The organism is Streptomyces sp. NPDC005435, assembly GCF_040703155.1.
Classification (GTDB): domain Bacteria; phylum Actinomycetota; class Actinomycetes; order Streptomycetales; family Streptomycetaceae; genus Streptomyces.
Genome location: NZ_JBEXEQ010000017.1, coordinates 70,140 through 88,771 on the forward strand (window position 1 = coordinate 70,140; position 18,632 = coordinate 88,771).

Below are 18,632 nucleotides of genomic sequence, written 5' to 3' on the forward strand. Positions count from 1 at the left end.
CGCGCGGGCGGCGCTCGGGCATGACCTTGTCACAGAAAGGGGCCGTACGGACCACCACCCCCGCACCCGCGACGAGGACCTCCCGCGCCGGGGCGAAGCCGGGCGGCCGCACCTACGATGGGCGGAAGGCGGTGTTCCGCTCCCGCGCCACCCGCGCACCCGTACCACCGCCGCAGGGAAGCCCGTGCAGCCGACCGCTCGGGACGGAGACCCATGGCACAGGCCACCGACGCCGCCCGTACGGTCATCCTGACCGTGGACGACGACCCGGGCGTGTCCCGCGCCGTCGCCCGCGATCTAAGGCGCCGCTACGGCGAGTCGTACCGGATCGTGCGCGCGGAGTCCGGCGCGTCCGCGCTGGAGGCGCTGCGCGAGCTGAAGCTGCGCGGCGACCAGGTGGCGGTGCTGCTGGCCGACTACCGGATGCCCCGGATGAACGGCATCGAGTTCCTCGAAGAGGCGATGGACGTCTACCCGTGGGCGCGCCGGGTGCTGCTGACCGCGTACGCGGACACCGGCGCGGCCATCGACGCGATCAACGTGGTGGACCTGGACCACTATCTGCTCAAGCCGTGGAACCCGCCGGAGGAGAAGCTCTACCCGGTCCTGGACGACCTGCTTGAGGCGTGGCACGCGAGCGATCACCGGGCGGTGCCGAGCACCAAGGTGGTGGGCCACCGCTGGTCGGCGCGCTCCTCGGACGTACGGGAGTTCCTGGCCCGCAACCAGGTGCCCTACCGCTGGTACTCGGCCGAGGAGCCGGAGGGGCGGCGGCTGCTGGCGGCGGCCGGGCAGGACGGACGGCGGCTGCCGCTGGTGATCACCCCGGACGGCTCGGCGCTGGTCGAGCCGGAGGCGCCGGAGCTGGCGGCCCGGGTGGGTCTGGCGACGACACCGACGGCCGGCTTCTACGACCTGGTGGTGATCGGCGGCGGCCCGGCCGGGCTCGGCGCGGCCGTGTACGGCGCCTCGGAGGGGCTGCGGACCGTACTCGTCGAGCGCTCGGCGACCGGCGGGCAGGCCGGGCAGAGTTCCCGGATCGAGAACTACCTCGGCTTCCCGGACGGTGTCTCCGGTGCCCAGCTCACCGACCGGGCGCGGCGGCAGGCGGCGCGGTTCGGCGCCGAGATCCTGACCGCGCGCGAGGTGACGGGACTCGAGGTCTGCGGGGCCGCGCGGGTCGTACGGTTCGCGGACGGCTCGACGGTCGGGGCGCACAGCGTGATCCTGGCGACCGGGGTGCAGTACCGGCGCCTCGCGGCCGAGGGGTGCGCGGAGCTGACCGGCTGCGGGGTGTTCTACGGCTCCGCGCTGACCGAGGCGGCCTCCTGCCAGGACCAGGACGTGTACATCGTGGGCGGCGCCAACTCGGCGGGCCAGGCGGCGATGTTCCTCTCCCGGGTCGCCAAGTCGGTGACGCTGCTGGTGCGCGGCGCCGATCTGTCGGCGTCGATGTCGCACTATCTGGTCCAGCAGATCGGGGAGTCCCCCAACATCTCGGTGCGCGGCCACACGGAGGTGGTGGCCGCGCACGGCGAGGGCCGTCTTGAGCGGCTGACGCTGCGCGACACCGCGACGGGTGAGACCGAACAGGCCGACGCCCAGTGGCTGTTCGTGTTCATCGGCGCCGCCCCGCTGACCGGCTGGCTGGACGGGACGGTGCTGCGCGACGCGCGCGGTTTCGTCCTCGCGGGCCCGGACCTGACCCCCGACGGGACGCCGCCGCCCGGCTGGGAGCTGGACCGGCCGCCGTACCACCTGGAGACCAATGTGCCAGGCGTGTTCGTGGCGGGCGACGTGCGCGCGGAGTCGGCCAAGCGGGTCGCGTCCGCCGTGGGAGAGGGCGCGATGGCCGTGATGCTCGTCCACCGGTATCTGGAGCAGTCGTGAGCGGACACCCCATGCCGTGCAGCCCCGGGGAGATCGGCACCCTGTTCCTGTTCGACCGGCTGACGCCTTCGCAGCTCGGGCGGCTGTGCGCCGAGGGCCGGGTCGAGCTGTTCGAGCCGGGTCCGGTGTACGCCGAGGGCGAGCCCGCGACCTGCTTCTACGTGCTGATCGAGGGCACGGTGGTGCTGTCGCGGCGGGTCGGCGCCGAGGACATGGAGGTGACCCGGACCGCGCAGCGCGGGGTGTACGCGGGTGCGATGCAGGCGTATCTCGGGGACCGGGTGCGGCAGGTGTACAACAACTCGATGCGGGTGACCGAGCCGAGCCGTTTCTTCGTGCTGCCCGCCGCGACCTTCGCCGCCGTGATGCACGAGTGGTTCCCGATGGCGACGCATCTGCTGGAGGGGCTGTTCTTCGGCTCGAAGAGCGCCCAGGCGCTGGTGGCCCGGCGTGAACGACTGCTGGCGCTCGGCTCGTTGTCGGCGGGGCTGACCCACGAGCTGAACAACCCGGCGTCGGCGGCGGTGCGGGCGACCTCCGCGCTGCGCGAGCGGGTGGCGAAGATGCGGCACAAGCTGGCGCTGATCGCCGAAGGCCCGCTCTCCCGCGAGACGCTGGCCCGCCTGGTGGAGGTCCAGGAGCGCACCGCCGAGCGGGTCGCGAAGGCGCCGTCGCTCGGCCCGCTGGAGGCGGCGGACCGGGAGGACGCGCTCGCCGACTGGCTGGAGGACCACGGCGTCGAGCAGGCCGTGCGGTACGCGCCGACGTTCACGCAGGCGGGCCTCGACACCGACTGGCTGGAGCAGGTCGCGGCGGCGGTGGGCGAGGACGTGGTGCCCCGGGCGATGGGCTGGCTGGAGTCCACCGTCGAGACCGAGCTGCTGATGAACGAGATCGAGGACTCCACCGCCCGCGTCTCGCACCTGGTGGACGCGGCGAAGCAGTACACCCAGCTCGACCGGGCGCCGTTCCGGCCGGTGGACGTGCGCGAACTCCTGGACAGCACGCTGCTGATGCTGTCGGCGAAGATCGGCCCGCACATCGAGGTGGTCAGGGAGTACGACACCGCGCTGCCGCCGGTGCCCGGCTATCCGGCGGAGCTGAACCAGGTGTGGACCAACCTCGTCGACAACGCGGTCTCCGCCATGGGCGGTTCGGGACGGCTGACGGTGCGCACCACACGAGACGGCGACCGGGCGCTGGTGGAGATCCGGGACACCGGGCCCGGCATCCCGGACGGGCTGCGCGAGCGCGTCTTCGACCCGTTCTTCACCACCAAGCCGCCCGGTGAGGGCACCGGGCTCGGCCTGGACATCTCGCGGCGGATCGTCGTCGACAAGCATCACGGCACCCTCCAGGTCGAGTCGGTGCCCGGCGACACCCGCTTCCAGGTCTTCCTTCCGCTGACCGCCGAGGCGCCCGACCAGGCGCCCGGACCGACCCCCGAGGAGGCAGCATGAGCGCCGAGGACGCCATCGACCCGAGTGTGCCGCCGAGCGGTACGGGCTGCGCGGAGTGCGAGAAGTCGGGCGGGTGGTGGTTCCACCTGCGCCGCTGCGCGCAGTGCGGCAACATCGGCTGTTGCGACGACTCGCCGTCCAAACACGCCACCGCCCACTTCCGGGCGACCGGGCACCCGGTCATCCGCAGCTACGAGCCGGGCGAGGGCTGGTTCTGGGACTACGACACGAACGAGATCTACAGCTCGGGTCCCGAACTGGCGCCCCCGGAGAGCCATCCGGCCGACCAGCCGGTGCCGGGCCCGGCGGGGCGGGTTCCGGCGGACTGGGCGCAGACGCTGCGCTGACGGGCCGTCCGCACCACTCGCTGACCTGCCGTCCGCGCCACTGGGAGCCGGTCGCCGCCGGTTCGGAGCCGGTCCTCGCCGATTCGGGGCCGGTCCTCGCCGATTCGGGGCCGGTCCCCGCCGGTTCGGAGCGGTCCCCGCCGGTTCACCCCGGTTCAGCGGGCGCAGCGCAGCCGGCCGAGGTCCACCGCGTCGGCCAGCGCCCGCATCCCCAGGTCGCCCGGGTGGAGGTGGTCGCCGCTGTCGTAGGCGGGCCGCAGCCGCTCGGGGTGGCGGGGGTCGCGCAGGGCGCGGTCGAAGTCCGCCACGGCGTCGAAGTCGCCGCCGGTGCGGATCCGGTGGTTGACCTCGCGGCGCACGGCCTCCGCCGCCGGGCTCCACTCCGGCCAGCCCTGGAAGGGTGCGACGGTCGCGCCCGTCACGCACATCCCGGCCGCGTGCGCCCGCCGGACGATCTCCCGGTATCCGGCGAAGAGGGCGGCGGCCGTGACACCGGTGCCGTCCTTGAGGTCGTTGACGCCCTCGAAGAGGATCACGGTGCGCACGCCGGGCAGCTCCAGCACGTCCCGGTCCAGACGGCCCGGCGCGCTGGTGTCGCCGCCGGTGAGGACCCGGTTGCCGGAGATCCCCGCGTCGGCGACGCCCGCGAGCGGTGTGCGGGCCAGCCGCCCGGCGAGCAGGTCGGGCCAGCGCAGGTCCCGGTCGAAGGTGGAGTCCCGGCCGTCGGTGATGGAGTCGCCGAGCGTGGCGACCGCGCCGGTGGCGGGGCGGTCGGGGCGTACGGAGACGGCGTCGAGGTACCACCAGGAGTCCGTGGTGGCGGTCCAGGGGGCGGCGCTCCCGTCGGCGGTGTGGTCGCCCTGTGAGGTGTACGAGGTGCGCAGGGCCATCGCGTGTCCGGTGGCTTCTCCCGCGGCGTCCGGGGTGTACAGGCTGACGGCGAGCAGGGTGCCGGCGGGGACATGGCCGCGCAGCGGGTCGCTCCAGACGGCGGCGCCCCGGGGGACCGTGACGGACGGGCGGCCGTGGAAGGCGAGCCGGCGGTTGTCGCGCACGGCCGCGCCCCGCTCGCGCAGGCCCGCGTAGACGGCGCCGACGCGCAGCGGGCGGTCCCCGAAGGCGTTGGACAGCCGGACGCGCAGCCCGCTGCCGCCGACGCTGGTGCGCACGACGAGCCGGTAGCCGCGGCCGGCCGGGGCGTCGCCGAGGCGTTGGGCGCTCGCGGCCCAGGTGACGACGCCGAGGGCGTGGGCGGTCTCCCCGGCGGGATGGGCGGCGGGCGGGGGCTGCAGGGCGAGGGCGGCCAGCAGCAGGACGCCGGCCCGGCAGGCGCGCCCCAGGCGGCCGGTCACCGGGCCCGCTCCCGGGCAGCGGCCGGTGCGCCGGACTCCCGGACCGGCCGGGTGACTTCCGCGTACCCCACGCGTGTCATGGTCCCACCGGGGGGCCCGCGCGCGCATGTCGATGGACGGTCCGGCCGGTGCCGGACGTGCGGACGCCCCGCGCGGGGGCGGGGCGTCCAGGGGTCCCGAAGGGGCGGCCGCAGGCGCTGTGGCGCCGTGCGGCCGCCGTGTGTCAGGAGGCGGGGGTGTTGGCCGCGGTGACGTTGACCTCGGCCCACGCCCGGTCCACGGTCTTGTACTCGGTGCTGCTCGCGCCGTACAGGTCCTTGGCCGCCTTCAGCGTCGCGACGCGCGCGTCGTGGAAGTCGGTGGTGGAGACCATGTACCGGGTCAGGGCGCGGTAGAAGATGGCGGTGGCCTTGGTGCGGCCGATGCCCTTGACGGAACCGCCGTCGTAGGTCGGGGAGTTGTAGGCGACTCCCTTGATCGTCTTCTTGCCGCTGCCCTCGGCGAGGAGGTAGTAGGCGTGCGAGGAGACGCCGGAACCGGCGTGCACCTCGGTCGAGTAGGCCGCGGGCGACCAGTAGTCGACGGTCTGCTCCAGCTTGTCCAGCGACGGGTGGTCCAGGCGGCGCAGGAACTTCTGCTTGAGGCCGAGCTTCTCGCCGATCAGGTAGTTCGGCGGGTTCTTGGCGTTGTTGGCGTAGAACTCGACGTTGGAGCCGAAGATGTCGGCCAGCGACTCGTTCAGCGAGCCGGGTTCGCCGTACTGGTTGCCGTCCTTGTCGACGAAGGTCGGCTCCAGCTGGGCCGTGGCGTCGACGACGCCGTGGGTCAGCTCGTGGCCGGTGACGTCGAGGACGACGAGCGGCTTCTTGATCATGTCGCCGTCGCCGTCGCCGTACAGCATGCAGCCGCACTCGGAGTCCCAGAAGGCGTTGGCGACCGAGCGTCCCCAGTGGACCATCGCGCGGGCGGCCTTGCTGTCGCCGGCTATGCCCTTGCGGTTGAAGGTCGTGCGGTAGAAGTCCAGCGTCTTGGAGATGCCGTACTGGGCGTCGGCGGCGGCGCTGTTGCGGCTCGTCGTCTTGCCGTTGCCCCAGGTGTTGGAGGTGCCGGTGATCTTGGTGCCGGAGCTGAACTTCTCCGACATCCGGTTCTTGGCGTCGCGGGTCTCGGTGCCGTACCGGTTCGGGTCCTTGAGCTGGAAGTGACCCTTCGAGGTCTGCGTGGTCGTCAGGCCGACGCTGCCCACGAAGAGGGTCTTGCCGGTGCCGTGCGCGGTGGCCGGGTACTTCGAGGCGGCCACCCCGGCGACGAGCGGGCTCGCCGCGGCCGTGGTGCCGCTGCCGGTGGCCGGGGCGATGGTCTCGCCGTGGCTGCGCAGGGCCCTGACCAGCTTGGGCGAGATGAACTCGTCGGCGTCGGGGGTGTCGCTGCGCACGTGGCCGGTGAGGGCGTCCACGACGACCGTGTGGGAGCCGCCGTCGTCGTCGAGGCCGCTGCCGGTCACCGGCACCTGGTAGGCGAGGTGGGCGGAGCCGCCGCGGGCGTCGACCACCAGCTGCGGGGTGCCCGCCTGGCCGCCGGCCGCCTGGGCCGCGGCGGCCGCCGCCTGGCCCGGGGTCACCTTGGCGTCGGTGGTGGCGGGGCGGACCGCGTGGTCGGCGGCGCGGGTGACGCCCGCGTAGGCGAGCTTCCCGTCGAGGTGGACGACGAGGTCGCCGCCGAGGACCGGGAGTCCGTCGTGGGTGCGTGTGAAGCGGACGTGGCGTCCCCCCTCGGGGTCGAACATCACGTCCTGCGGCTCCAGTTCGTCGCCGGTGGCGACTCCGGTCTCGGCCGCGTGGGCGAAGGCCGCGGCGCTCGCGGCGTGGACCACCGGGGCGGTCCTGGCGGTGTTGAGAACGGCCCGTGCGTCCACGGAGGTGGGGCCCGCGACGGCCGTGCCGACCAGGCCCGTGATGGCCGTCGTCACCGCGACGGCGACGGCCACACTGCGTATGTGCGGTCTGCGCACGAGGAAGGGTTCCTTTGTCCGAAGGCGGCCGGGCGCGCCAACCGCCTTGCGACATGGCGCCGTTGGGCACCAGGAGGCCCGGGGCCGGGCCTCGCGTTCACCCTTCCGGATGAGTCATGGCCACGTAAACACGGAATGATCCATTTCGCGGTTCCCGATGACAATCCTTTGCGAATATACGTCACAGAGTGATCAGTGATTGACCATGTGTGTGTCGGAGCGCGGGATTCCGCCTCAATCCCCTAGGTTCCAGGCCGGAATGTGACCGAAGTCGCATCAACAACCGCGTGGACGAGGAGTGGGAACCGGATGGTCTCAGCAACGGTGGGCAGGGGTGCGGTACTCGGAGCGGTCGCGCTGTCTCTCCTCGCGGCCCCGGCGCGGGCGGCGGACGAGGCGCCGCGTCGCGCGGCGGCGCTCCCGGCACCCGACACGGCGGGCGTCGACAGGGTGCTGCGCACCGCGCGGGAACAGGGGGCGCCGGGCGCCGCCGCCCGGATCGACGACCGCGGCAGGACGTATCTCATCAGCCGGGGCCTGGCGGACCGGGGCGCGAAGCGGGCGATGAGCACCGGCGACCGCTTCCGGATCGGCAGCGTGACCAAGACCTTCTCGACGGTCGTCCTGCTGCAACTGGCCGACGAGCACAAGCTCGACCTCGACGCCCCGGTGAACCGCTATCTGCCCGGGCTGCTCCCCGACGACCGCATCACGGTCCGCCATCTGCTCAGCCACCGCAGCGGGCTGTACGACTTCAGCAACGACATGTTCGCCCAGAGCGTCTCCGGCTTCGAGGCCGTGCGGAACAAGGTCTTCACCTACCGCCAACTGGTCGCGCTCTCCCTGAAGAAGCCCCGCACCAACGCCCCCGGCGCGGCCTACTCCTACTCGAACACCAACTTCGTGGTGGCGGGCCTGCTCATCGAGAAGCTGACCGGGCACTCCGTGAAGACCGAGTACCAGAGCCGCGTCATCAAGCCGCTGAAGCTGGCCGACACCTTCTACGTCCACCCGGACACGAAGATCCCCGGCCGCTCCGCGCGCGGCTATCTGACCCCGGACAAGGCCGGTGCGCCGCTCGTCGACGCGACCGCCCAGACCGTGTCCTGGGCGCAGAGCGCGGGCGCGATCATCTCCAGCGCCAAGGACCTGAACACCTTCTACTCCGCGCTGGTGGGCGGCCGGCTGCTCTCCGCCGCACGCCTGGCCGAGATGGAGCGCTTCAGCAAGGTGAACAGCACCACGGCCTACGGCCTCGGGCTGCGCCGCCGCGACCTGTCCTGCGGCGTCTCGGTCTACGGCCACACGGGCGCCGTACAGGGCTACTACACCTACGCGTTCACCAGCAAGGACGGCGGCCGCAGCCTCACCGCGCTGGTCAACACCTCCAACAACGGCCAGGTCCTGGACACCCTGGCGGGCACCCTGGAGTCGGCGTTCTGCGGCAAGCCGGCCAGGACGGCCCGGCGCGGCACCGTACTGCACGAGCGCGAGGGGGATCTGCGGCAGTAGCGGCGGGGCCCGGACAGGCGCCGTCTTGGGGGTCCCGGACAGGCGCGCTCCGCGATCTTGTCGGAACGCGCCCCTCCGGGACACCATGCCCCGCATGAAGGGTGACCTGTTTTCCAGCGAGCACATGGTGCGCCCGGCCGTGGAGCCGGGCCTGACCGTCGAGAACGCCAAGTGTCTGAAGTACACCGTGAACGGCGAGATGCTCGCCCGGCAGGGCGCGATGGTCGCGCACCGGGGCGAGCTGAAGTTCGAGCACAAGGGCCAGGGCATCGGCGGCATGATCAAGCGCGCCGTCACCGGTGAGGGGCTGCCGCTGATGACGGTGCGCGGCCGGGGCGAGGCGTGGTTCGCGCACGAGGCGCAGAACTGCTTCGTCGTCGAGGTGGAGCCCGGCGACCGGTTCACGGTCAACGGCCGCAACGTCCTGTGCTTCGACGCCACGCTCTCCTACGAGATAAAGACCGTGAAGGGCTCCGGCATCGCGGGCGGCGGCCTGTTCAACAGCGTGTTCAGCGGGCACGGCCGCCTCGGCCTGGTCTGCGAGGGCAACCCGCTGGTGATCCCGGTGTCCCCGGAGAACCCGGTGTACGTCGACACGGACGCCGTCGTCGGCTGGACGGCCGGGCTCGACACGTCGCTGCACCGCTCCCAGTCCTTCGGCTCGATGCTGCGCGGCGGCTCGGGCGAGGCCGTGCAGCTGATGCTCCGGGGCGACGGTGTCGTGGTGGTGCGGCCGAGCGAGGTGACCCCGCAGTCGGCGCAGCAGCACTGACGACCCGTCAGGAATGGCCGGAACACGATCGTTTTGAACGCTCCACCGTGACCTTCGCGTAACCCTGGGAGACAACGGCAGGGTTACAGCGAGGGATGGCCATGGCCGAGGCGTACGTCGTCGCAGATGAACTGGTCGCCGGGCGGTTCCGGCTCGTGGAGGTCTTCGCCCGGGAGACCGGCCGCGAGTGGTGGCGCGCCGAGGACGTACGGGAGAACCGCGCCTGCCTGGTGACCCGGACCGCGCTGCCGTCCACGTCCGACCCGGACACCCTGCGCCGGACCAGGTCCCGGGTGGTGCGCACCTCCGAGACCATGCGGCTGCTGTGCCCGGGCGGGGTCGCCTCGGTGATCGACGCCGTCGTGGAGCCGGGCACCCTGTGGACGGCGGCCCAGTGGATCGACGGCGTACCGCTCACCCAACTCCTTCAGGAGGAGGGCCCGTTCGATCCGGTACGGGCGGCCGGGATCGGCCTTGAGGTGCTGGACGTGCTGCGCACCGCGCACGAGGAGGGCATCACCCACGGCGAGCTGAGCCCGGGCCAGATCTTCGTACGGGACGGCGGCACGGTCGTGCTCGCCGGCTTCGGCCTCGCGGGCACCACCCTCGCCCCGAGGGTCGCGGCGCCGTCGTACGCCTCACCGGAGCAGGCCCGGGACGAACGGATCGGCCCCGCCGCCGACTTGTGGGCGCTCGGCGCGATCCTCTACACGATGACCGAGGGCCGGCCGCCGTTCCGCGACCGGGGCCGCACCGAGGCCACCCTGCGGGCCGTGGACCGGCTGCCGCTGCGCGCCCCGCTGCGCACGGGCCCGCTGACCCGGACCATGGAGGGGCTGCTGCGCAAGAACTCCCGCGAACGGCTGACCCGTCCGGTGGCGCGGGCGTCGCTGGTGCGGGTGCTGGAGGAGGACGCCGGCGCGTACGGCGCCCCCGTGCCCGCTCCCGGGGCCAACGCGGTGACGGAGGCGGAGGCGGCCCCGCCGGGCGGCGGTCCCCTGCGCAGCAGACGGGCCCTGGTGGCCGGGGTGTGCCTGGCGGTCGCCGCCGTGGCCGCCGCCGCGCTGGCCGTGGCGCACCAGTCGTCGGAGAGGGTCGCGGGGGCGCGGCCTTCCGGGGCGGCCGGGGGCACGGGCACGTCGGCCGCCGCGAGCCCCGGCGGCGCCACGCCCCCCGGCCCGAGCCACGCCGCCCCGGGCCACGGCACGGCCCCCGGCAAGGGCCCCACCACCACCCCGTCCTCCGGCCGCACCCAGGGCCACGCCACCCTGACGCCCGGCACCCCGACAGGCGCCGCCCTCCCCGCCGGGTTCCGCGCGTACACCGCCCCGGAAGGCTTCTCGCTCGCGCTGCCCGAGGAGTGGCGGCGCCTCGGGATCAGGTCCGGCGCCGCCAACTCGTACCGGGTCACCTTCGGCCCTGGCGGCGACTCCTCCCCCACCCTCGCCGTCACCTACAGCGAACGGGTGGGCTCCGACCCCGTGGCCGTGTGGCGCGACGACGTCGAACCCGGGCTCGCCCAGGAGGACGGCTACCAGCGGGTCGGCGAGATCGAGGCCACCGAGCAACAGGGCCATCCGGCCGCCGACATGGAGTGGCTGTCGGGCACCGGGCAGGCGCGCACGCACACCTTCGGGCGCGGCTTCGTGCTCGGCGGGGGGCGGGGCTACTCCCTGCGCTTCACCACCCCGGCGTCCGACTGGGACGACTCGGCGAACCGGACCGTACTGCGCACCGCGCTGCGTACCTTCCGCGCCTGAGTAGCCGTACTCATGACCGGTGCGGCCCGGCGACGCCACCATGGGGGCTCCCCGACCCCCGCCTGGAGGCCGCCATGACCACCGTGCGTTCCGCCCCGCGCACCGTGCCCCGCCGGATACCGCCCCTGCTGTTCGCGGGCGTCGCCGTTCTGGGACTCGCCGTCTCCGCGATCGGCGTGCGCGACCGTACGACCTGGTTCCTGGAGACCTTCTGGGTGCTGATCGGGCTGCCGCTGGTGCTGCTCACCTGGCGGCGCTTCCCGCTGACCGGCCTGCTGTGCGGTCTCCTCGCCGCGCACGCCCTGGTCCTGGCGGCCGGCGGCCACTACACCTACGCCGAGGTGCCCGCGGGCGACTGGGTCCGGGACACCTTCCACCTCAGCCGCAACCCGTACGACCGCTTCGGCCATCTGATGCAGGGCTTCGTGCCGGCGATCCTGGTCCGTGAACTCCTCAGCCGCACCTCGCCGTTGCGCGGCAGCCGCTGGCTGGCGCCGCTCACCGTGTGCGCCTGTCTCGCCTTCAGCGCCTGCTTCGAACTGCTGGAGTGGGCGGCGGCCGAGATCGGCGGCCACGGCGCGGACGCCTTCCTGGCGACCCAGGGCGATGTCTGGGACACCCAGTGGGACATGTTCTGCGCCCTGATCGGCGCGGTGCTGTCCCTACTGCTGCTGAGCAGGGTCCACGACCGGCAGCTGGCCGCGCTGGAGGCCCGGCGCTAGTCCCGGCACCGGTCCCGGCGCTAGTCCCGGTCGGTGTGCCGGTGGCGTACCCAGAGCGGGAGGCCGTACCAGCACGTGAGGTACCAGGCGACGACCGCCGCGACCAGCCAGGGGACGTAGCCGTCGTGGGTGGCGACGCGCAGGATCAGGAGCAGGGAGGAGGCCATGGTGGCGAGGAGGAGGATCAGGCCGACGAAGGTGAGCCGGCCGGCCAGGCGTACCGCGCGGGGTTTGACGCGGCGTCCGGAGACCAGGCGGTGCAGGGAGACCGGGCCGATGAGGGCGCCGGTCGCGCAGGCGCCGAGGACGACCGTGACGATGTAGATGATCTGGTCGGTGCGGGCCAGCTCGCCGTACTTGGGCTGGAAGACCACGGTGAGCAGGAAGCCGAAGAGGATCTGGACGCCGGTCTGGGCCACCCGGACCTCCTGGATGAGCTCCCCCCAGCGCCGGTCGGCCCGCTCCTCCTCGGTCTCGCTACGGCCTGTGCGCGTTCCCTCCTCGGTCATGCGGTGCAGTTAACCGCCCGCGGGTTTCTTCAAACCGGCCCGGGGTCAGTCCGTCTCGCGGAAGTAGTGGCCCTCCTCCAGGTCGGCGAGGAGTCCGGTCTCCACCGGCTGCCAGCCGAGCAGTTCGCGGGTCAGCGTGCTCGACGTGGGGTTGTCGACGCCGGCGAAGCGGCCGACGAAGCCGTAGCGGGCCTCGGCCTCCTCGCTCGTCAGGCCGAGGACCGGGACGTCCAGGTGACGGCCGATGACGTCCGCGATCCGCCGGAACGGCACGCCTTCCTCGGCGGCGGCGTGCAGGCGCTGTCCGGCGGGTGCCTTCTCCAGGGCGAGCCGGAACAGCCGGGCGGCGTCGAGCCGGTGGACGGCGGGCCAGCGGTTGGCGCCGTCCCCGACGCAGGCGGCGGCGCCCTTCTCGCGGGCGACCGCGATGAGGCGGGGGACGAAGCCGTGGTCGCCGCGTCCGTGCACGGTGGGCGCGAGCCGGACCACGGAGGAGCGCACACCGTCCTCGGCCAGCGCGGTCGCGGCCTCCTCGGAGGCGGTGCGGTGGGTGCCGGGGGCGGGGGCGTCGGCCTCGGTGATCAGCCGGCCGGTCGGGCCGATGGCGGTGCCGGACGTGACGACGAGCGGCCGGCCGGAGCCGGCGAGCGCGGCGCCCATGGCCCGGATGGCGTTCAGGTCTGTCTCGCCCGCCGCACGCACGTCGGCGAAGTCGTGGACGAAGGCGAGGTGGATCACGCCGTCGGCGCTGTCGGCGACGCGGGCCAGGTCCTCGGGGTCGGCCAGGCCGCCCCGGTGCACCTCGGCGCCCGCGGCCATCAGCCGGGCGGCCCCCTCGTCGGACCGGGCTAGGCCGACGACCTCGTGCCCGGCGCCGATCAGTTCGGGTACGACGGCCGAGCCGATGAATCCGGTGGCCCCGGTGACGAAAACGCGCATGTCGTTGCTCTCCTCGAACGATGGGTGGGAGTGCTTCCATCCTTGGCCGGGCAGTGCGCCCGCGTCCAAAGCTTGTTCCGTATCGCGCAATACGCTTCGGGCATCACCGCAGGTCAAGGCGCCCGCTCGACAGAGGGCCGTACGCTGGGGACATGTCCGACTCCCCCGCCGACGCGGATCTCGACCTCAGGCTGGTGCGGTACTTCACGGTCGTCGCCGAGCACCGCCACTTCGGGCGCGCGGCGGCCGCGCTGCACATCACCCAGCCGTCCCTGAGCCGTCAGGTACGGCGTCTGGAGCGGGAGTTGGGTGCGCGTCTGCTGGACCGCACCCCGCAGGGCACGCGGCTCACCGAGGCGGGCGAGGTGTTCCTGCCGCGCGCGCGGTCGCTGCTGCGGGCGGCCGGACAGGCGGCGGCCGCCGCGCGGGCCGCCGCCGAGCCCAGCCGGATCACCGTCGGGTACACCACCGGGCTGATCGTCACCCCGGCCGTGGCCGAGCTGCGCCGCCGGTTCCCGGACGCGGACGTGCGCACGGCGCATCTGCCCTGGCAGGAGGCGCGCAAGGCGCTGACCGGGCACCGGGTGGACGCGCTGGTGACCCGGCTGCCGTTCGTCACCGAGGGCCTGCGGGTGACCGTGCTCTACGACGAGCCGCGCGTGGTGGTGCTGCCGCTGGACCACCGGCTCGCGGGCAAGGAGTCGGTCACGCTGGACGACATCGCGGACGAGCCGCTGCCCCGCGTCACGGACCGGCTGTGGGACGCGTTCTGGCGGATCGACCCGCGCCCGGACGGGCGGCCCGCGCCGGACGGACCGCTCATCGAGAACATCGAGGACAAGTTCGAGCTGGTCGCCTCCGGCCAGTCGCTGGCGCTGGCGGCGGGCGTGCCCGGCCTGCGTCCGCCGCGCCCGGATCTGACCACGGTGCCGCTGCACGGGGTCGAGCCGTGCCATGTGGCGGTGGCGACCCGGGCCGGGGACGGCGGACGGCTGGTGACGGAGTTCCGCAAGTGCGCCGAGGCGCTGCTCACCGGTCCCGGGGTCGCCGAGTGAGTCAGGCGCCCGGGGTCAGCTGGGCCTGGACGAGCGGGCCGTAGCGGTCGGCCACGGCGTCGGCGTCGGCCGCGCGCAGTCCGGGGCCGCGCGCGATGCCGTACATCACGCCGAGGCCGACGACGGCGGCGACGGCGAGTTCGGCGCGCAGGCCCGCGTCGGGGCCGGTGAGCCGGGCGGCGAGGCGTTCGGTCACCTGGGCGCGGAAGTTGGCGCGCAGGATGTCGCCGTGGTCGCCGTGCAGCGGGGCGAAGACGATGCGCAGCAGCGGGTCGGTGCCGCGTTCGCGCTGGCTGGCCAGGACGTGCCGGACCATGTGCCGGCCGAGGGCATCGAGGGGCGCGTCGAGCAGGTCGTCCGCGTCGGTGTCGAAGGACATCACGCGGGCGAAGAGGGCGTCCTTGTTGCCGAAGTACTTCAGCACGAGTGGCGGGCTGACCCCGGCGCGCTCGGCGACGGCCTTCAGGGTGATGGCGCCGTGCGGGTGCCGGGCCAGGAGGTGGCGGGCGGCCTTGAGGATGGCCGCCTTGGTCGCCTCGGCGTCCCGGCGCGCGGTGCCCTGCGGGGCGGCGGCCGGGACGTCGGGGGTGTCCGGGGTGCTCACGCGTCCTCCAGGGCGCCGGCGCGGGTCCTCCGGCTGCCGCCCCGGGCGCCCCGGGCCCCCCAGGAGCGCCGGGTGCCGCCGTCGTCGCCGTCCCCGGTGGAGTCCCCCGGGATGGTCAGCGCTGCCGCGCAGGCGAACAGGGCGACGGCGCCGGCCATCCCGAAGGCCAGCAGATAGCCGTGCAGGGTGGGCACCGGGACACCGCCGACGAGGCTCGTGTGGTGGACGAGCACGGCGGCGACGGCGGCGCTGGAGACGGCCTGGCCGATGGTCCGCATGAGCACGTTGACGCCGTTGGCGGAGGCGGTCGCGGCGGCCGGTACGGCGCGCAGGATCAGGGTGGGCAGCGCGGAGTAGGCGAGCGTGGTGCCGGTGGCGACCACGGTGGCGCCCAGGATGATCATCCAGAGGTCGCGGCTGTCCGCGATGCGCAGCGCGTAGCCGCAGGCGATGACGGCCGCGCCGAGCGCGAGGGTGATGCGCGGGCCGCGCGCGGCGGAGATACGGGCGGACAGCGGGGAGAACAGCAGCATGGTGACGCCGCCGGGCAGCAGGCACAGACCGGTGGCGACGATGGACAGGCCGAGGCCGTAGCCGCTGGCCTTGGGCGCCTGCACGAGCTGGGCGGTGACGAGCGAGTTGGCGTAGAACGCGAACCCGGTGAGCAGCGCCGCGATGTGCGACAGGCCCACCCGGGGCCGGGTCACCAGGCGCAGGTCGACCAGCGGACGCGGGGCCCGCAGCTGCTGGCGCCACCACAGCACGAGCACGACCACCGAGACGGCGAAGAGGCCGAGGACGCGGGGGCTGCCCCAGCCCCACTGGCCGCCCTGCGAGACACCGAGCAGCAGAGCGACCAGGGCGGTGGCGAGGCCGAGCGCGCCGACGACGTCGAAGCGGCCGGGCTCCCGCACCGGGGACTCCTTGACCGCCCACCAGGTGGCCGAGACGCCGAGCGCGCCGAGGGCGCTGGTCAGCCAGAACATGGTGTGCCAGTCGGCGTACTGCACGACCAGCGCCGCGAGAGGAAGACCAAGGGCGGCGCCGATGCCGACGGTGGAGCTCATGAACGCGACGGCCGAGCCGCGCCGCTCGGGCGGGAGTTCGTCGCGCAGGATGCTGATCGACAGCGGGACGACGGAGGCGGCGGCGCCCTGGAGCGCGCGGGCCGCGATCAGCACGGCGATGTCGGAGGACAGCGCGCACAGCACCGAGCCGACGGTCATCAGCAGGAGCGCGGAGGTGAGCACCCGGCGCTTGCCGTACATGTCACCGGCGCGGCCGAGCACGGGGGTGAGCACGGCGCCGGAGAGCAGGGTCGCGGTGACCATCCAGGAGACGGCGGCCGGGGACGAGTGGGTGAGCCGGGGCAGGTCGGGCAGGAGCGGGACGACCACGGTCTGCATGACGGCCATGAGGATGCCGCCCGACGCCAGCACGGGGATGGTGAGGCGCTCCCGCAGCCGGGGCGGCGCCGCGAGGCCGCCGGACGGCTCGGGTATGGGGGCGGACGACTCCATGGACGCTCCTGCGGAATGTGCGTGACTGGTGAATGACTATTCACCCTATCCAGTGAATGCCTGTTCACCAACATTTACCCCCGCGCCCGAGCGGCGGTGGGGCTACTGGTCACGGTGGTGCGCCGCACGGTCCCGCAGGGCGCGGGCGTGCACCGCGCGGGCCACCACGGGGCCGAGGCCCCGCTTGAGCCGGCGCAGGGGCTCCAGGCTCCCGGCCGCGCGGTCGAGGCCGTAGTAGAGCTGGGGCGGGACGTACGGCAGCAGCGGGGAGTGGCGCTGGCCGAGCAGGGCGAACATGCGGTGCGGGGGCAGGCCGATGTAGCGGGGCAGGTTCTCGTACCAGCGGGCGCTGTAGCGGGCGGCGCTCTGCGCGGACAGCAGGCCGGTGCGGCGCCGGGTCTCGTAGGCGGTCAGCGCCGAGGAAAGCGTGGCGTGGTCGCGCAGGGCGGCGGCCAGGCACATGGCGTCCTCCAGGGCGAGGGTGGTGCCCGCGCCGATGGAGTAGTGGGTGGTGTGGGCGGCGTCGCCGAGCAGGACGAGGTCGCCGTGGTGCCAGGTGCGGTTGGTGAGGGTGCGGAAAGCGGGCCAGTGACCGGCGCCCTGGGCGAGGAGGGGGTGGCCGTCCAGGACGTGCGCGAAGTGCTTCTCCAGCAGGGCGAGTTGCTCGCCCTCGTCGGCGCGGTCCAGGCCGAGACCGGTGTACGTGTCCGGGGAGCACTCGACGACGCAGGTGCTGTGGGTGTCGTCGTAGGGGTAGCCGTACGCCCAGATCCAGCCGTGGGCGGTCTCGGTGAAGGCAAAGGTGAAGGCGTCGAAGACGCGGGTGGTGCCGAGCCAGACATAGCGGTTGCGGCCGTGGGTGACCTGGGTGCCGAAGGCGCCGGCCTGCCGGGTGCGCAGCGTGCTGCCGATGCCGTCGGCGGCCACCACCAGGCCGGCTCCGGTGGGCGGTTCGGTGATCTCGCTGTCGAACTCGAGGCGTACGCCCAGCTCCCGGGCGCGGGCCGCGAGCAGGTCGAGCAGCCGGTGGCGGCCGATGCCGAAGCCCCGGTCGCCGGGCTGACGTACCGTCAATTCCCGTACGTGCGCGACGCCTTCGTTCCAGTGGACCGAGTTCTCCTCGATCGCGCGGGCCGACTCGGGGTCGTGGGCGCGGAGTTGGTCGAGCAGGCCCTGCCAGTAGGTGACGCCCCAGCCGTAGGTGGAGCCCTCGGGGCCGCGTTCGTGGACGGTGACGTCGCGGGACGGGTTCTGCCGTTTGAGCAGGATGGCGAGGTACAGGCCCGCGGGCCCGCCCCCGACGCAGACGACCTTCACGCGTACACCTCTGGGAGTCACCGGACGTAGTCGATCGGCCTCGCAGGGTAGCAGCGCGGAGACGTGCTCACGTCCGGCGGCGGACGCCGCTCACGCGGTGCCCGTCAGTCGGTGGCGGTACGGCACTCCGGGTGTCCCCAGCCCGTCGCGTTCTTGGCGATGGGCTCGCCGGCCGCGTAGGTGCGGCCGCACTGGCAGCGGCCGGGGAACTTGGCCTTGAGGGTGCGCGCGGAGGCGCCCCCGCCGCGCGTGGAGGTGCCACCGCCGGTGCGGCGGGGTGTCTTGCGGCGGGCGGCGCCCGGGGCGGGGGTGTCGGGCGAGGGCGGCGGCTCCGGGGAGCCGAGCGCGCTACCGGCCGCCTCCTGCACCACGGCGGCCTGGCTGGCGGCGCGGTCGGCGAAGTCGTTCAGCGGGTCGCCGTCGACCTGGTGGGCGGGGACGTAGCGGAACTCCACCGAGCGGCCGTCGAGGAGTTCGTCGATGCGGACGACCAGCTCCTGGTTGGCGACGGGCTTGCCGGCGGAGGTCTTCCAGCCGTTGCGCTTCCAGCCGGGCAGCCAGGTGGTGACCGCCTTCATCGCGTACTGGGAGTCCATGCGGATCTCCAGCGGCACATCGGGCGCGACGGAGGCCAACAGCCGCTCCAGGGCGGTGAGTTCCGCGACGTTGTTGGTGGTACGGCCGAGTGCCCCGGCCTCCCAGCGGTCCGGGGTCCGCTCGTCGTCCCCGGAGACCACCCATGCCCATCCGGCCGGTCCGGGGTTTCCCTTCGAAGCCCCGTCGCACGCGGCCACCACACGTTCACCCATGTGCACGATCATGCCATGGCCAAGGCGCGGGGCGGAGCCGTCCCGGCCGGGCG

Annotated in this window: 16 protein-coding genes; 8 read left to right on the plus strand and 8 right to left on the minus strand. The window is 73.6% G+C overall.

Features of this window, described 5'->3' with window-relative positions; all coding sequences use genetic code 11:
- Positions 1-213: 213 nt before the first annotated feature.
- From AB0898_RS22165 to AB0898_RS22175, 3 genes are read left to right on the plus strand one after another with little or no spacing between them, the layout of a single operon-like run.
- A complete protein-coding gene (locus AB0898_RS22165) occupies positions 214-1,890 on the plus strand; it encodes an FAD-dependent oxidoreductase (RefSeq protein WP_366804671.1) in 1,677 nt (558 codons plus the stop codon).
- On the plus strand, positions 1,887-3,350 hold the full coding sequence (locus tag AB0898_RS22170; RefSeq protein ID WP_366804672.1) for an ATP-binding protein: 1,464 nt from the start codon (positions 1,887-1,889) through the stop codon (positions 3,348-3,350). The genes AB0898_RS22165 and AB0898_RS22170 overlap by 4 nt, the downstream gene beginning before the upstream one ends.
- Positions 3,347-3,697, plus strand: a complete 351-nt coding sequence (locus tag AB0898_RS22175; protein WP_366804673.1) for a UBP-type zinc finger domain-containing protein — start codon at positions 3,347-3,349, stop codon at positions 3,695-3,697. The genes AB0898_RS22170 and AB0898_RS22175 overlap by 4 nt, the downstream gene beginning before the upstream one ends.
- A 155-nt stretch (positions 3,698-3,852) precedes the next feature.
- Here AB0898_RS22175 and AB0898_RS22180 read toward each other — a convergent pair whose 3' ends face one another.
- Complete coding sequence (locus AB0898_RS22180; RefSeq protein WP_366804674.1) at positions 3,853-5,049, minus strand: SGNH/GDSL hydrolase family protein; 1,197 nt, start codon at positions 5,047-5,049, stop codon at positions 3,853-3,855.
- A gap of 223 nt (positions 5,050-5,272) precedes the next feature.
- Positions 5,273-7,060 (minus strand): M4 family metallopeptidase, encoded by a 1,788-nt coding sequence (locus tag AB0898_RS22185; RefSeq protein ID WP_366804675.1) that lies wholly within the window; start codon positions 7,058-7,060, stop codon positions 5,273-5,275.
- 309 nt (positions 7,061-7,369) lie between these two features.
- On the opposite strand from AB0898_RS22185, the gene AB0898_RS22190 reads away from it, so the two are divergent.
- The 4 genes from AB0898_RS22190 (at position 7,370) to AB0898_RS22205 (ending at position 11,826) form a co-directional block, all read left to right on the plus strand.
- Positions 7,370-8,572 (plus strand): serine hydrolase domain-containing protein, encoded by a 1,203-nt coding sequence (locus tag AB0898_RS22190; protein ID WP_366804676.1) that lies wholly within the window; start codon positions 7,370-7,372, stop codon positions 8,570-8,572.
- Between the two features lie 94 nt (positions 8,573-8,666).
- Positions 8,667-9,344, plus strand: a complete 678-nt coding sequence (locus AB0898_RS22195) for an AIM24 family protein (RefSeq protein WP_366804677.1) — start codon at positions 8,667-8,669, stop codon at positions 9,342-9,344.
- 95 nt (positions 9,345-9,439) lie between these two features.
- Positions 9,440-11,104 carry a protein kinase domain-containing protein gene (locus tag AB0898_RS22200; protein ID WP_366804678.1) on the plus strand — a complete coding sequence of 555 codons (1,665 nt, stop codon included), beginning with the start codon at positions 9,440-9,442 and terminating at the stop codon, positions 11,102-11,104.
- A 74-nt stretch (positions 11,105-11,178) separates the two neighbouring features.
- The gene (locus tag AB0898_RS22205) at positions 11,179-11,826 is read left to right on the plus strand and encodes a DUF2238 domain-containing protein (RefSeq protein WP_366804679.1); all 648 of its coding nucleotides are present in this window, start codon (positions 11,179-11,181) and stop codon (positions 11,824-11,826) included.
- Positions 11,827-11,846: 20 nt separating this feature from the next.
- Here AB0898_RS22205 and AB0898_RS22210 read toward each other — a convergent pair whose 3' ends face one another.
- Entirely contained in the window at positions 11,847-12,335 is a 489-nt protein-coding gene (locus AB0898_RS22210; RefSeq protein ID WP_366804680.1) for a DUF6328 family protein, read from the minus strand.
- A gap of 45 nt (positions 12,336-12,380) precedes the next feature.
- Positions 12,381-13,274, minus strand: a complete 894-nt coding sequence (locus AB0898_RS22215; protein WP_366804681.1) for an SDR family oxidoreductase — start codon at positions 13,272-13,274, stop codon at positions 12,381-12,383.
- Between the two features lie 152 nt (positions 13,275-13,426).
- Here AB0898_RS22215 and AB0898_RS22220 point away from each other — a divergent pair, with 152 nt between their 5' ends.
- Positions 13,427-14,329, plus strand: a complete 903-nt coding sequence (locus AB0898_RS22220) for a LysR family transcriptional regulator (RefSeq protein WP_366804682.1) — start codon at positions 13,427-13,429, stop codon at positions 14,327-14,329.
- 1 nt (position 14,330) lies between these two features.
- On the opposite strand, the gene AB0898_RS22225 is transcribed toward AB0898_RS22220, so the two are convergent.
- From AB0898_RS22225 to AB0898_RS22240, 4 genes are all read right to left on the minus strand, one after another.
- Entirely contained in the window at positions 14,331-14,933 is a 603-nt protein-coding gene (locus tag AB0898_RS22225) for a TetR family transcriptional regulator (RefSeq protein ID WP_366804683.1), read from the minus strand.
- The gene (locus AB0898_RS22230; RefSeq protein ID WP_366804684.1) at positions 14,930-16,453 is read right to left on the minus strand and encodes an MFS transporter; all 1,524 of its coding nucleotides are present in this window, start codon (positions 16,451-16,453) and stop codon (positions 14,930-14,932) included. The genes AB0898_RS22225 and AB0898_RS22230 overlap by 4 nt, the downstream gene beginning before the upstream one ends.
- 102 nt (positions 16,454-16,555) lie before the next feature.
- Complete coding sequence (locus tag AB0898_RS22235; protein WP_366804776.1) at positions 16,556-17,770, minus strand: FAD-dependent monooxygenase; 1,215 nt, start codon at positions 17,768-17,770, stop codon at positions 16,556-16,558.
- Positions 17,771-17,874: 104 nt separating this feature from the next.
- A complete protein-coding gene (locus AB0898_RS22240; RefSeq protein ID WP_366804685.1) occupies positions 17,875-18,591 on the minus strand; it encodes a ribonuclease H in 717 nt (238 codons plus the stop codon).
- Positions 18,592-18,632: the final 41 nt, after the last annotated feature.